The sequence below is a fragment of the Bradyrhizobium sp. BWC-3-1 genome, assembly GCF_032917965.1.
In the GTDB taxonomy this organism is placed as follows: Bacteria; Pseudomonadota; Alphaproteobacteria; order Rhizobiales; family Xanthobacteraceae; genus Bradyrhizobium; species Bradyrhizobium canariense_D.
Genome location: NZ_CP136625.1, coordinates 1,486,278 through 1,499,210, shown reverse-complemented (window position 1 = coordinate 1,499,210; position 12,933 = coordinate 1,486,278). Strand labels below are relative to the sequence as shown.

Here is a 12,933-nt window from a genome sequence, read left to right as displayed (position 1 = left end):
CAGCCAATTCGGCTAATCAACGAGGCGCGTTACCGTTTCGGGAGCATTGATTAACGCATAGGGATTGAAGAATTGTCGGCGCCAAAGGAAATTGCGATCGACCTCGCTAAGAGCGGCCTCGTCGCATACGTGAGTCCAGCGTTCCTTGATGGTCTTGATTTGCACGGTCACGATAGCGACCGCTTCTCCCTCATTAAGAAGGAATAAGGGCGCGGCTTTCAAGCAGAGCGCGATTTGGCTCGCGCGCTCCTGTCCCATGATCAACATGGCCTGCGAAGCTTCCCCGCCCGTCCTGTTCTGCGGACAAATATCGTAAGCGGGCGTAAGCGCGAGCTCTTTGCCGTTCCAGAAAGCCGCGTGGTTTCGCGCGTGATCGTCGGTGTTGCCGGACAGGATGTTGAAGACAAGTCTGCCAAAGAGCTCCTTCAAAGTCTCTTTAGGCGATGTGAAGCGATGACGAATGACGGTCGCAAGCTGCTCGTAACTCGCATAGCGGGCCATCATTTCGTCTAGCTCAAGAAGCGTGAGCGCCGACACCATGGACTTGCGGCGCCAGCCTTCCTCGGCTTTTTTGCGGTCGAAGCGCTCGATGAGCAGCACGTCCTTTCCAGCCGCGTGTTTGAGGACGACGGGCGCGGCGGAGAGGCCGATGAGAGAGGCGAGACGCATGGCGACGAATTCGGCCTTCACCACGCCGAAGAGGTCATTCTGCGACGAGAACTTCGCCACGAATTTCTTGTTGCCGGACGTGATCATGGCTTTTGGCCGTGCGCCGCCAATGGAGCTTCCGTGGAGAAGCGCCCGGTCGAGTTCGGCCGTCAGCGGTACGCCTTTTTCAACGAGCGTGGCTGCGTTCAAGAGTTCATCAAGCGACACTTCCGCGCCTTCGCGCGGTACATAGTTCGACGCGGATGCTTGGAAATCGAGCGCGCCGATACGGTCCGAGCCGGACTCAAGAAGATAGGTGAGTTCGTCAAGGCTGCCGGGGTCGAGATCCTTTCCGCCTCCCCCGAACTTGCGATTGATGATGATGCGGCGGCCCCAGGCATCGGGTGCCGCGTCACGAATGGAGTTGGGCATGTTGAGCCCGTTGAGCAGCGGAAGGACGCCGCTCTTGAGCGGCAATTCCGGCTCATAAAGCGGGATCGCATTATTCCGTCGAAGATAGCTCTGCCCATAATTGTAGACGAGTTGCTTTCCGCTCGCGGACAAGAGCCCCGCGACAACGGGTTGCGTGCTTTCCGGCAGCCAAACCCATACGTAGGCTTGGGTATGTTTTTGCTCAGAAGTCATCATCGGGTTCGGTTCGGTGGCTGCGGATTGCTTTGGGAAGTAAGGTCAACAGTTCGCGGGCGGATTCGACGTCGCGCGACATCGTTACCTTGCCGGCGTCGAACAGGCGCACGCCGACAATCGCAGCCGCCTCAAAGACGGCTCCAATCGTACAGCCGGTATCGCCCGCCTCAATGCGCTGTATAAGGCCGCGCGAAACCCCGGCCCGTTCCGCCAGGGCGACCACCGTCATGTGGCGGTCGATGCGTCCGCGGCGAATGAGCTGGCCGAGCCGGACTGCGGCATCGGCGGCATAGGGTGAAACAGGACGGTTGGCCTTGGGCACGTTTGATCCATAAATAGGCCAAAAGAAGTCTCATGGTTTATTTATAGACCATCACGAAGCTAATGTCAAGCCGACGCTCTATAAATAGTTCATTTAAGCCCTTGTGATCTATTTATAGATCATTGAATTTGAAGGGTTTAGCTTGAAATTCCCAATGAAAAGGAGCCCGGAGTGTCATCGAGCCGGAACTGCGGTTTCCCCATCATGCGCGATGCGAGCGAAATGGCGAACTAACCGTCCTTACTTAATATGTCGCTGGTGTACCGCCCGGTCGCCATCGAGCGCCGGTGGAAGACTTCGCTCGTCATACACGTTCCTGAAGTGCGTCAGTGGATTCCGAAGGGCGACGAGCTTCTTCAGCTCGGTCACATCCCATCGCTCAAAATACCGGCGGCCCTGCAACGCTTCAGCGCTTCGTCAAATTGAATGCCCGGAGGCAACTCGTCCAATAATCCACCATGCAGGAGCGCGGCTAGAAGATTTTCAATGAGACTCTGGCACAGCAAAACGGTCGCTACATAGTTTCCGTGGACGAAGGATGAGCGCGCCTCGACCCATGCTTATGCGTGACATGACCGCCGAACAACATCGTCCGGCGCCCATGCTGTTCGCCGAGATGGTGCAGTAACGAAAGCGCTGGACTTTCCCCAAGAGGCCGTCATGAAGATCCTCAAGCAGGAACCTCATCAGGGAAACGTCGTCGATACCGGACAGCAAGTCGCCTTGTTCACCGTCAGCCATTCCGGACGCTCCTTGTTCAAGCCACGCGCAAGTGTACCGGCCTGCGCGTCATTCGAACACTGGCGGAAGAGGCAGCTTGTCCGAAGTGTAAAGTGGGCTCGTCCCGTCGTGGGCCGTCAGCCACCGTTCATAGCTGGCGATCTCGGGCTCTCCAAGATTGATCGCGAATTCTTCGCCAAAGATGCACACGACGGCATAGAGATCGAGATGCCCGGGCTCGGGCAACGGTTCACAAAGGATCGTGAATTCATGCATGACCTGGTAGCCGTCACCATCCCCGTGCACATCGTCTTCGCCATAAATCCGGCGGCGTGAAAAGGGCCATTTCTCCGGACGATCGCCGACCCGCGCGAAATGCCGAAGCGGATCGAGCGCCGGCATATCGACGATCTCTTCATTCCACCCGTCAACCGGAAGCAGCCGCTGCGTCAACACCTCCAGCCCGACCTTGGCCAGAAACCGCGACATCAGGCGCGGATCGATCGCTTCGATGATCGGGATGTACACGGACCGTGCGCGCCCTGTCAGAATGGCGTCGGTAAGAACATCCCGCTCCCGCTCATTGCGCCCTCCGAAAGTAAGCTTCGAGCCGTCCAGCCATACATCGGCCGACATACGGGCCGCCGGGACAATACCTCGGATCGGGGGAATTAACCCGCGCTTGTTAGGCACCCATTGCCGGGAGCGGGCATGCCGAAACCAGTGCGTATCCAGCAAGGGCCCTTCGACCTTGCGCGCAAAATAGTTATTGCAAGTATCGCAGACGGCGCCGCGCGGGAGCACGTGATCGGTATTTCCGAGGGACTCGGGGATAATATGCTCTATACTCCTACTTTTGGTTGAGTCCCGTTTGCAGAAGATACAGCGCATAGTCTGCCCGATGTTTTTGCCGCCAGGTCATTGCCTATGAAAGATAACGGTATATCGCAGAAGTCGGCGAGACGCTTCATCTATCGCACCGAGACTGACCCCGCCGCCTTGTTGCAGCACTTCACGGCCATTCGCGCGCTGGCCGATAGCGAGAAGGAAGCGCTCGGCTTCTTGCCGGAAGCGGCTTATCGCGATGCCATCATGCAGAAGCGGCTGAGGGTGATGCTGGCTCGCGAAAACGGCACGTCGCAGGTGGCCGGCTTCATCCTGTTTAGCGGTGTGTTTCCCAATGCCCGCATACAGGCCGTCGCGGTCAACCCGGAACATCGCCGTAGCGGTGTTGCGTCGGCGCCGGTTAGCGGCCTTGTCTCGCACCTCGAAAGCCGCGGCTACATCGCGATAACGGCGGCGGTGGCTTCGGACCTCGCGACCGCACAAGCCTTTTACGAAAGCCGCCCGGCATGTTCGCGACGGCGGCCAGGCGCGGCAACGCCGTATCGTGTTGCGCTCGCTGGAGCTGGATACAGCGAATTTCTTCACGCTAATGGCGCCACCAGCCGTCTCCGGGCAGGGCGTTGTGAACCTGGGCCTTCGCCCGCGCAGCGCCTTTGAGGCACCTTTGTACCTCATCGATCTCAATGTCCTGTTCGACCTAGTACAGGAGCGCGCGCGATCGGCGACGGCTAACTGCCTTTTCGGAGCGGCCCTTGCGCATCTCGTTCGCCTGGCGGTTGCGCCCGAATTCATCATCGAGCTCGAGCGCACCTCGAAGGACCCTGGCAACGACACACCTCTGAAGCTTGCGCGGCAATTGCCGAAGCTGCCCGCCTTCCGGAAGGAAGACGTAGATCCGCTGGCGGATGCCATCCACAAAACCGTGTTCGTCGATACGAACCACGCGCAAGCCGGGACGCGCCAAGCGCTTAGCGACGCGCGGCACCTTGCGGAAGCAGCTTTGATACGGGCATCCGGCTATATCACCAGTGACAACGCTCTGCTGAATGCCCGCGACGATCTGCTGAAGCTCATCGGTGTGGATGTTGCGGGCCTGGATGAATTCGTGGAGCTGTTACCCGCGGAGGAGCCGAACCGCGAACGTGGCCAACTCAAGGGGACGAAGTGTGAAACCAAGGCGGCCACGAGCAGTGAAGCGAGAGCCTACCTTGCCTCCCAAAACGTCGGCGAGGGGTTGGTCGCTGAGTATCTTCCATCGGCGGCGGCGTTTCAGCGGGCGAGTACGCATGGAATCTTTGAGGATGGCAAGCTGGTGGCGGTCGGGATCTATCGGGCACCGGCGAGCATCGATGCACCCGCTCGCATGCTGGTGCATGTCCGGCCCGATCATGTGTCCTCCGAAACCTTTGCGGAGCATCTCCTTGACGAAGCGATCCGGGATTCCTGCCATTCGGGCCCTGTCACCATCGAGCTCAGAGCCATTCCGGGGCAATCGACTGTCAACCGCGCCGCCAAGCTCCGCGGCTTTTTGCCCGCGGCCCATTCTGACATCCTGATCAAGGTCGCGTTGGGGCGCCCTCTCACGCCCTCGACCTGGACCGCGATTGCACGGCAGACGCGCCGACGGACCGGCCTCGCCTTGCCCGAAGCCGTACCGCCTGCCAGTGCGGTTCAATCCGGCCTTTCCGTCAGAGGCGCCAACGGAAGCGATATCACGGTTCAATTCGCCGCGCTGGAAGCCGCCCTCGCGCCAACCTTGATCGTGTGGCCCGGCCGCGATGGCGTCATCGTTCCAATCGCAAAATCATTCGCCGACGACCTGCTTGGTACGGCCGATCAGCTCTACATGTTCGGCCGTCCGAACGCGGCCTTCGTCGGCCTGCGGACGTATTTCAATAGCCCCCGGACTGCACCTCTGATGCGGCCCGGCGTGCCCATTCTTTTCTACGAGTCCAAGCGCTCGGGCGGACGCGCGGCCATTGTGGCGGCTGGCCGGATCGTGGACGCGACGATCCTGCGCAAGGAACGCGTATCCGATGAGCTTTTGCAGCGAGCCGTGGTCGAGGATCTCGAGCCTTTGACGGCATCATCGGACGTCCTGGCAACATCGTTCGACAGCCTAATCCGGTTCCCGAATCCCGTCACACTCGATACACTACGGCGACTCGGCGCCGACGGATCGTCGAATCTTCAAACAACAACCCCGCTGCCTAACGTCCAGTTGGCCGCAATTCTCGATCGTGGATGGTCAAGTGCCTGACGCAAGCGACGCAATCATATCAATCCATCCGGGTTATGCGGATGCGATCCTAGACGGAACGAAGACGATAGAATTGCGACGCCGGATTCCTGAACTTGCTAATGGCACGCGGCTCTGGATTTACGCCACTCGTCCCACGGCCGCGGTGGTCGGAGTCGCGACCATCAGCGATGTCAACCGTGCTCATCCGCGCACGATCTGGCAAAAGCACCGCGATGGCGCCGGTGTCGACCATGCCTCCTTTATGGAGTATTTCCACGGTGCGCCGCAGGCGGTCGCGATCCTGCTCGCAGCCGTGAAGCGGGTCGGGCCGATCACGATAGAAGAGTTGCGCGAAATCCGGGACGGCTTCCATCCGCCGCAGGTTTTGCTGCGGCTTACGAACGCGGAAGCTAAGGCCCTGCAACGGCTCGCTCGAAAATGACCGCCGTCCCTGCTCCCGTCGAATCTTGCCTATGGCCTCGATTGGCCGCCGGACTCTGATCACGGCGATGCGGTTTGGCCGCTTGAAAGCGTAGCCAAGAAAGTCTCACTTCTGTTCGACCGCATTTACCTCACGCATGATCTTGACGTGACGTGCGAAATCGTTGGCGGCTATGAGGAAAATACCGAAACGGCAACCCTGCGTTATCTCGCAAAGCGCGGATTGCTGCTGACCCCGCAAAACATGGGTTATGATTCAGGAGACGCCTTCGTCTCTGCCAATACAGCGGGGGCCGCCGGCGCGCTGCACCGGCGTCTTATCCCCGTGGGAAATCCCTACATAAACGAAGAGCCGAACGAAATGAAATATATCGGCCGGCCTGACATCGGCGACTTTGATGCGTCGAACGGCTGGCATCCGCGTTCGCGCGTAGGCTGGCGCGACCCCAAGATCCAAACGCGCAAGATGCTGTATGAAGCTTTGGTTATGCAGCGCAACGTCGCGATGTTGCAGGCTGCTGGGTTTGACAACGTCGCGAGTGTCGGTCGCCAGTATGAGACTCTTCCACGCGCCAAGCGGCCTCATACCGTTTGGACCGTGGTGCTCAAGGAACTTCCGCAGCTCGACACGCGCGCGCCATGGGAAGATGTCTTTGGATTCCGCGAGGAAGAGCGCACGCAGCACTTTATCCGCAGTATGCGCCGCTGGATCCGTAAGATGGTAGCAGAAGACTGGAGCGCCACTGAACTTGAGGACGAACTCAAGGAGCTTGTTTATGAATACGAGCGACATATGCGCACATCGCGAATTTCAGGCGTGAAGGAAGCACTTGAGATCGTTGTCACGGGCGCGGCTGAGATTACAGAGGATGTCATAAGCTTCGGCTCGGAAAGCTTTCCAAGCTTGCGGCAGCTATTATTAATCGCCGTGCCGCGCTGCTCCGTGATGAAGCCACCGCGCCCGGTCGCGAGCTTGCGCTCATACCCGAGACAAAACGGGCCTTTCTGTCGTCGTAGCAAACTTCCTGACTGAGCGCGCTGCAGCTAACGCGGCCGTAAGGGCTCTCCATGGCGATAATACGAGTGCAACGCCAAGGCCAAAGGAAGCCCAGACAAAAGGGCGACCAACTGCGACGCAGCTTCAAAAGCCGCTAACCCTTCATCCTTTTTGCAGCAGGCCCGCGTGTTCGCAGGGACTCCCGACCGGTCTTGTTGCCCCTACCGATGGGTGGGCGGCAGGCCATTGATGAGGTCGCAGGCGATACGATAAATCTCGTAAGTGCCGATCTTGGAGAAGCGCTCATCAACAGGTTCGGCCCAGAAGCGCGCTGCGGGATAGCGCTCGCCGTGCCAGTAGGCTTCCAGCAACTTTGCCAGCGCTCTCGCGCCCTGCTTGCTCAGCCAGTCGCTCCGCGACCGAACACATTGGTCTTTGCCGCAATTACTCCCGTACACCCACCCGTTCCCACCATTGCCTTCATTTGCTGCTCCTTCGAAAGCTGTTGTGCGACGCAGCAGATATAGCGGCACGGACCGATGCGACTGAATGTCATTCTTGTTAATTAGAAAGCGATTGCCGTTTTCCATACGCCGATATGTCGGGGCGCTTTGTGATGCGAAAATGTTTCGCTCGCCGGTGCCACTCACACGAAGCGCGCCCGCTTCGCGGCACCGCTATCACTGCCCATCGCGCGGGTGCCTTGTTAATCGGTCTTGCGACTGCACTCGCTTCGGGCTCCGCCCTCATTCCATGACGGCGGCGCTATCACTGTCCCGAAAGCGGGCGCCTCTTTTAAAAGTGTTGGTTGCGGCACAGGCCTGCAGCGGGTGCCGATTACCGCAGGCTCGTAGTTCGACGAGCAGTGACGGCTATTTGCTTAAGCATGCACCGGCAGTCTATTTAGCGTTATGCTTGTATTCGGAGAATCAAACAAGCCCGGTCGAGGTTGCAGCATGAACTTCACGCGTTGGTTAGCCGTCATCTTTGCGCTCGCTGGTTTAGGCACTGCAATCGCTGCGGCCGCCTATTGGTGGAAAGCCAGCCGCGTTCCGATCCAGCAACCGGCCGCCTCGATCTCGGACGTCCCCGAGCTGCACATCATGAGCGGACAAGTCGCGTTCTACGAATCCTCTCAGCTAAATAGTACAGCCGCCGTGCTTACGGGCATCGCAGCAGTATTGAGCGCCATTGGCTCCGTACTTGGCGTGCTTTAAATAAGCTTGATGATGGTCCACCAAAAACACTGTGTCCTTTGCAATGACTCAAACATTCGAAGAGCTGTACATTCTATCTTCGTCCTTGGCGAACAACGACCACGTCTGGAACAAACACCACTTCATCTGGAAGAAACCGATGAGTTGGATGCCACAGCTCACTGCGTGGCTTGGTCCCCGCATGCGTGCCAATGGCTTGCGACGATTGAAGCCTGGCGTTTTTCGTGACTTGTGCTGGGATGATTCCGAATGGTTGCGCGTTCTCGAAAAGGGCCTCGCTGCGGATCTCGAATACCACACGGCGAATCTCGCTGAAGCTATCGAAACGGCGACGATCCGAACCTATCACGGCTGCCGCACTGCAGATGCCGGGGTGTATCATCGGGAAGGCCTGCGGAAACACGATCGCGCAGCGCTAAAACAGCAACTCCACGCTATCGTCGAAGCTCATTCCGAGTTGCAGTATCTCAGAAAGCGTCTTCCGGAAGCCATCGCGCAACTCGACGATAATCACGAGGAAGGCCTCCTTTACGTGGTTGCCGACGATCAGGCCTTAGTTAATGAGGCCAATCACTACCTCATCTATGGCAGCGAATGGATATCCGCCGTGCTCGGTTACACTTACCGGCATGTTTTAAAAGAGACGGGCGTGCCAACCCTTCTAGAGATAGATTTGCCACTGCGAATAGTCAGCCTTGCCACGCGTACGGAATTAGCCGCCAAGATGTTACGGGAATGGACCCGCTTAACATGCAATCAGCCTGACTGGTCTGCACCGATCGATTTCACGTTTATGCTTCGAGCTAGTATCCCGCCAGAATGGATCGTCGGCCATTCTCATCCGGAGACGCTCAAAGACAGCCTTGATTCTCACAACACTTATCGCTCGCCGAGCACCCACTGCGAACACTGCAAACCATATTGAACGCTGCTGGTGGCGCGAGGTTAGCTTCTTCGCTCACTCGAAACGGTTGTTGCGCTGCTTGTCCTCGTCGCGTTCGCTTAACCGCTCCGCGTCAATGGTTTTCTGGAGCCGCTCATTTGCGGCTTCAACAGCGGCCTCCAAAGCTGGCACCGTTGCGCCCGGTAAGGCGTTAAGCAGTTTTTGCCGCTTCTCCAACACGGTCGCAAGCGATCCGCTCCACGACGAGGGATAAAGTCGCCGGACAATCTCGTGCAAGACAAGCGCAGAGTCAGGCGCCTTCTTGAGCAACTCACCAATAAGGGGCTGCCATTCAATCGCGGCGTTTTCATCGTCGCCGCTGAATAGGATTGCAACGGAAGCCATAAGCGGATAGCGGAGCACGGGCTCGCGATCGCACCATTCCAGGATACAATCGTCCGTAATGCCGCCAAAAATATTCTGACGATGGCGAGAAAGATTCTGGAAAAAACTTACGCTACGTTTGATCTCGGCTGGAGTACCGGAGAAAAGTTCGTCAAGCACATCGGATGGATGAACCCGCAATAAACCGTTCAGGAGATCGTCGTTGTCGTAGGCGCGGACATCGTGCCTTGATGCGGCATCCATCAGCTTACGGCTAAGCCGCCGAGCCACAAGAGCGCCTTCCGGTCCGCTCAGCGTCCCTCTTACCACCATGCCAAGCTCGTGATCGTCCCGGTGCGCGCGGCCCGTTGTACGTCGAAACTCGAAGCGGTCCAGAATTTCCCGGCCCGCCTCGCGAACCTCTGGTGCAGGCGGGCGCTTGGCCGATCCGTCGGAATGAAGGCGCATGGCGATGAGTTCCACGGAAACCGGGATGCCGCCCGGCTTGCGCGATATCGCGAGCAACAGATCCCGAAACTCTGGTCCAGGGATGTTTTCGCACGCGCGGCCGTAGGCAAGATTGTTAAATGCTTCAATCGGCGCTTTTCCCAGCTCTAGAGATTTATGCAAGCGACCAAGGGCTGGACCATCGATGTTTACCGACGCCTGCAAGACAGGAAATGACTCGTCGAGCGTTGCGCTGAACAGCACTTCGTCAAGGATGACGTTCCCCAGCGCCTCGTCGCGCTTCAACAGGCCCTGCAAGACCCCGCCGACTAAGGTCAGACGCGCATCTTTCGTGTCACCATATTGCTTGACGACCTCATCCCACAATGCTCGCGGGTTTTCCGAGGCCTCGGCAAGCGCCGCGCCAAACATGCGCTCCTTGTCGTTGCCATTCATAAGCTCCGGCAACAGCTTACGGAACGCGTTTTCGTCCGCAGCGACATCGTGCCCAAGCTCCCGGATCGCCGCCGCCGCACGCGCAGCGCGTACCTCGTAGCTTTCTTGTACCTTGCGAGGAGCGGGGACCGTATCTTCCGCGGCAGACTCTTCGTCCCCTTCCTCATCGTCGAAATCTTCGAGATCGAGGGCGCCGCCGCGTTGCCCGCAGACAAGGCCTCGCACCCGGTTAACAAGGTCCTTCGGGCGAAGATATTCCTCCAATTCCGTCAGACGCTTGCGAATCTCCGGCGGCATGGCCCTGCCATCCAGTCGACGCGCTTCTCGCACCGCGACCCATCCGTCGCGCCAGAAGGTTGCGCCGGCAATGTCACGGAAGAGTTGGTCAAGCTGCTCAGCCTGGCCGGAGCGGCTCCAGAGACTGCGAAACTCCTGTGAGACCGCCTTCTTCGCAGCGGGTGCAATCGGGTTATTCGAAAGAGCTACGCTTCGGGCCAATTTCAACGTCGTGTCGAACCACGACCGGACCTCGACGCCGTTGGCTGGATGATAACCGTGATCCCGCGAACGGGCTCCGAAATCAAAATCATAGCTCGACATGAAATGATCGGTTTTTAGCAGCGACTCCAGCGCTGCAACGCCAACCGCACGCTCATTCGCATCGCCGGATGACAGTAGATCTTGCGCGACCTCGATCCGCATATCGATGGGTGCGCGGGTCCCGGATAAAACGATGTAGAACAATGACGCGACGACCCGATTGGCGTCACCATCATTTTCGCTGTCGGGGTTAAGGGCTGCAAACCTTATCAAAACAGCGATGGCGCGCTCAAAGAATCTCTCCTCGTACGCCAGCGACCGTAATAGACGCACAAAGTGCTTGCAGCGATTAAGTGTCTCCTCGTCGCCCGACGCGACGGTACGCTCGATCGCCGTTAGAACGGCCTCGGGCGCGACAGGGGCAATGTTTGCGAAGATCGCGCACCCGAGTTCGTTAAGGTCGCTCACGTCGCCGAGAAGACCGCCCGGGGCCAGCCAGCCATCCACAAGGGCCTTTGCCTCCTTGCTGTCATCGAGATAGCCGAGCCGCCTCGAGAACGAACGCAGCAGGCGTTCGGATGCATTATCTACCAGCAGGGACTTTAGCCGGGCCGGCGGGATATTTTGAAGCGCCATCTTGGCAAGGCGGTTTGCAATGGCGTGGGGCAGGACCGCGCGCCACTGTGCACGCGCCTGCACAAGATCGCGACGGTGCAGTTCGGCAACGCCGTGGTAGACCTCGTCCGTCGTTTTCCCTATCAGTTGCCCGAGTGTTGGAAGCTCTGCCGTATCGCCGTCAAGCATCTCCCCCTCGAAGGAATAGACCAGCGAGCAAGCTTGCGCGATCAACAACAGCGATGGATCGGGGTCATGGCGCTGCTGGAACAGCCGCTTGAACAGCTCCTCATCGGTCAACTCAGAGACACGCTCGGTCTTTTCGATCCGCGAGGCGAGCGCAAGCGCGACGCGCGCATTGCCGTCAGAAAACACGGCGATAGTACGCGCATCGACCTGGGACAAATCCGGATAGCGCCGCGCGACCAACTTCTCGATCAAGTCGGTGGATGAGGTATCAAGGCGAAAGACATCGGTGCCTTCCGGCTGGTCGTCACGAATGTCGTATTCAATCGTCATGACGCTGATGGACGACCCCTGCGCGCGCGCCACTTCCGAAAGCGTTCGGTGCAGCTCCGGAGGGCAGTTGTCGACCACAAGGATCGCGCGGGTGTTATTGGCGTTCAAGTCCGATGCCAAGCCAACCGGCGGCGGATTGGGCTCGTCAGCGACATTCGTGTAGATCGCAAGGGAGGGATCGAGAGCGGCATCCCCCACCGATTGCTCGAACAAAGCTTCTGCCAAACGGGTCTTGCCCACGCCCGACAGGCCAGCCAGTCGAACCACCCGCCCCGGCCTCGACAACACCTCGCGGATCTTATTGATGCCATCGATCGCGGAGATGCCATCGCCTTCATCTTTGTCGCCGGTGCGAATGCGCGCGTGCTCGTCAAAAAGGTAACTGCTCTCAGCCCCGCCGGGGGCAAGTGACCATGACCCGAACGACTTCCAGCCCGGCACAGCCTTGCCGATATGCTCGCGGACCCACGGGATAACGCCCGCGTGGTCGCGAACCCACGTCGCCATGCGGTCGCGATCGAGGAAGTCCAGAACAAGCTTCCCGGCGGCAGTCGTGCCCACAAGTGCCTCTTCCATCGCGGCCCGGCGGTCGTTCAGGGCGATGTCTGTCACCGCCCCCTTGGAGCTGACGATGACATAAGCCCCGTCCATATCGGCCAGCTCGATAATCGAGGGGCGTAGCACCTGTGCCGGCTTGGGCTTCATCTCATGGAGAATGTCGGCTCGCGCCATATCCTGTGCCTTTACCTGAAAACCGGTCTGAGGCTTGGGAATGAAGCCGTTGACGGCCGATCCGGCCGGCGCTGCCACGCGGACATCCAAGCCGCCGTCCTTGGCAGTCTGATTTCCGCCATAAGTCACCGCGGAGACTGAGAGGCCTCCTCCGCGTAGCTCGGCTTCACACAGGCGGCCCACGAGTGTGCGCAGGTCTGTGTCGTTCAAAGCCGCAATATCATCGCCTGTGATCTCAAACATGGTCCAAAGCTAGGAAGCCGCGCAGGGAAGGTC

The 12,933-nt window shown here is 58.9% G+C and carries 11 protein-coding genes and 1 pseudogene; 6 read left to right on the top strand and 6 right to left on the bottom strand.

The features are described 5' to 3' along the window. Positions 1-12: 12 nt before the first annotated feature. From RX329_RS07295 to RX329_RS41850, 4 genes and pseudogenes are all read right to left on the bottom strand, one after another. Complete coding sequence (locus RX329_RS07295) at positions 13-1,293, bottom strand: HipA domain-containing protein (RefSeq protein ID WP_317246387.1); 1,281 nt, start codon at positions 1,291-1,293, stop codon at positions 13-15. Further along, entirely contained in the window at positions 1,283-1,618 is a 336-nt protein-coding gene (locus RX329_RS07290; RefSeq protein WP_317245571.1) for a helix-turn-helix transcriptional regulator, read from the bottom strand. The genes RX329_RS07295 and RX329_RS07290 overlap by 11 nt, the downstream gene beginning before the upstream one ends. A 789-nt stretch (positions 1,619-2,407) precedes the next feature. Next, entirely contained in the window at positions 2,408-2,974 is a 567-nt protein-coding gene (locus RX329_RS07285; RefSeq protein ID WP_317245570.1) for a hypothetical protein, read from the bottom strand. A 156-nt stretch (positions 2,975-3,130) separates the two neighbouring features. Continuing rightward, positions 3,131-3,229: pseudogene (locus RX329_RS41850) on the bottom strand (HNH endonuclease); the annotation flags it as partial. A gap of 36 nt (positions 3,230-3,265) precedes the next feature. Here RX329_RS41850 and RX329_RS07280 point away from each other — a divergent pair. From RX329_RS07280 to RX329_RS07265, 4 genes are all read left to right on the top strand, one after another. Next, a complete protein-coding gene (locus RX329_RS07280; protein ID WP_317245569.1) occupies positions 3,266-3,841 on the top strand; it encodes a GNAT family N-acetyltransferase in 576 nt (191 codons plus the stop codon). Positions 3,842-3,848: 7 nt separating this feature from the next. Continuing rightward, on the top strand, positions 3,849-5,444 hold the full coding sequence (locus RX329_RS07275) for a hypothetical protein (RefSeq protein WP_317245568.1): 1,596 nt from the start codon (positions 3,849-3,851) through the stop codon (positions 5,442-5,444). Next, positions 5,437-5,868: an ASCH domain-containing protein gene (locus RX329_RS07270; protein WP_247558697.1), complete on the top strand. Its 432-nt coding sequence runs from the start codon at positions 5,437-5,439 to the stop codon at positions 5,866-5,868. Before RX329_RS07275 ends, RX329_RS07270 begins: the two co-directional genes overlap by 8 nt. A gap of 147 nt (positions 5,869-6,015) precedes the next feature. Next, positions 6,016-6,900, top strand: coding sequence for a hypothetical protein (locus RX329_RS07265; protein WP_317245567.1), 885 nt, complete (start codon positions 6,016-6,018; stop codon positions 6,898-6,900). A 185-nt stretch (positions 6,901-7,085) separates the two neighbouring features. On the opposite strand, the gene RX329_RS07260 is transcribed toward RX329_RS07265, so the two are convergent. Next, on the bottom strand, positions 7,086-7,454 hold the full coding sequence (locus RX329_RS07260; protein ID WP_317245566.1) for a hypothetical protein: 369 nt from the start codon (positions 7,452-7,454) through the stop codon (positions 7,086-7,088). Positions 7,455-7,820: 366 nt separating this feature from the next. Here RX329_RS07260 and RX329_RS07255 point away from each other — a divergent pair, with 366 nt between their 5' ends. Together RX329_RS07255 and RX329_RS07250 are read left to right on the top strand one after the other, a co-directional pair. Then, positions 7,821-8,081, top strand: a complete 261-nt coding sequence (locus tag RX329_RS07255) for a hypothetical protein (RefSeq protein ID WP_317245565.1) — start codon at positions 7,821-7,823, stop codon at positions 8,079-8,081. A gap of 43 nt (positions 8,082-8,124) precedes the next feature. Continuing rightward, positions 8,125-9,006: a hypothetical protein gene (locus RX329_RS07250; RefSeq protein ID WP_317245564.1), complete on the top strand. Its 882-nt coding sequence runs from the start codon at positions 8,125-8,127 to the stop codon at positions 9,004-9,006. Positions 9,007-9,039: 33 nt separating this feature from the next. Here RX329_RS07250 and RX329_RS07245 read toward each other — a convergent pair whose 3' ends face one another. Then, on the bottom strand, positions 9,040-12,900 hold the full coding sequence (locus tag RX329_RS07245; protein ID WP_317245563.1) for a hypothetical protein: 3,861 nt from the start codon (positions 12,898-12,900) through the stop codon (positions 9,040-9,042). Between the last annotated feature and the right edge of the window lie 33 nt (positions 12,901-12,933).

What these genes read in the sequence shown, in the direction of transcription:
- RX329_RS07260 (WP_317245566.1), bottom strand. Translation starts at nt 7,454, where the DNA reads ATGGAAAACGGCAATCGCTTTCTAATTAACAAGAATGACATTCAGTCG.
- RX329_RS07250 (WP_317245564.1), top strand. Translation starts at nt 8,125, where the DNA reads ATGACTCAAACATTCGAAGAGCTGTACATTCTATCTTCGTCCTTGGCG.
- RX329_RS07295 (WP_317246387.1), bottom strand. Translation starts at nt 1,293, where the DNA reads ATGACTTCTGAGCAAAAACATACCCAAGCCTACGTATGGGTTTGGCTG.
- RX329_RS07280 (WP_317245569.1), top strand. Translation starts at nt 3,266, where the DNA reads ATGAAAGATAACGGTATATCGCAGAAGTCGGCGAGACGCTTCATCTAT.
- RX329_RS07245 (WP_317245563.1), bottom strand. Translation starts at nt 12,900, where the DNA reads ATGTTTGAGATCACAGGCGATGATATTGCGGCTTTGAACGACACAGAC.
- RX329_RS07285 (WP_317245570.1), bottom strand. Translation starts at nt 2,974, where the DNA reads ATGTCGGCCGATGTATGGCTGGACGGCTCGAAGCTTACTTTCGGAGGG.
- RX329_RS07255 (WP_317245565.1), top strand. Translation starts at nt 7,821, where the DNA reads ATGAACTTCACGCGTTGGTTAGCCGTCATCTTTGCGCTCGCTGGTTTA.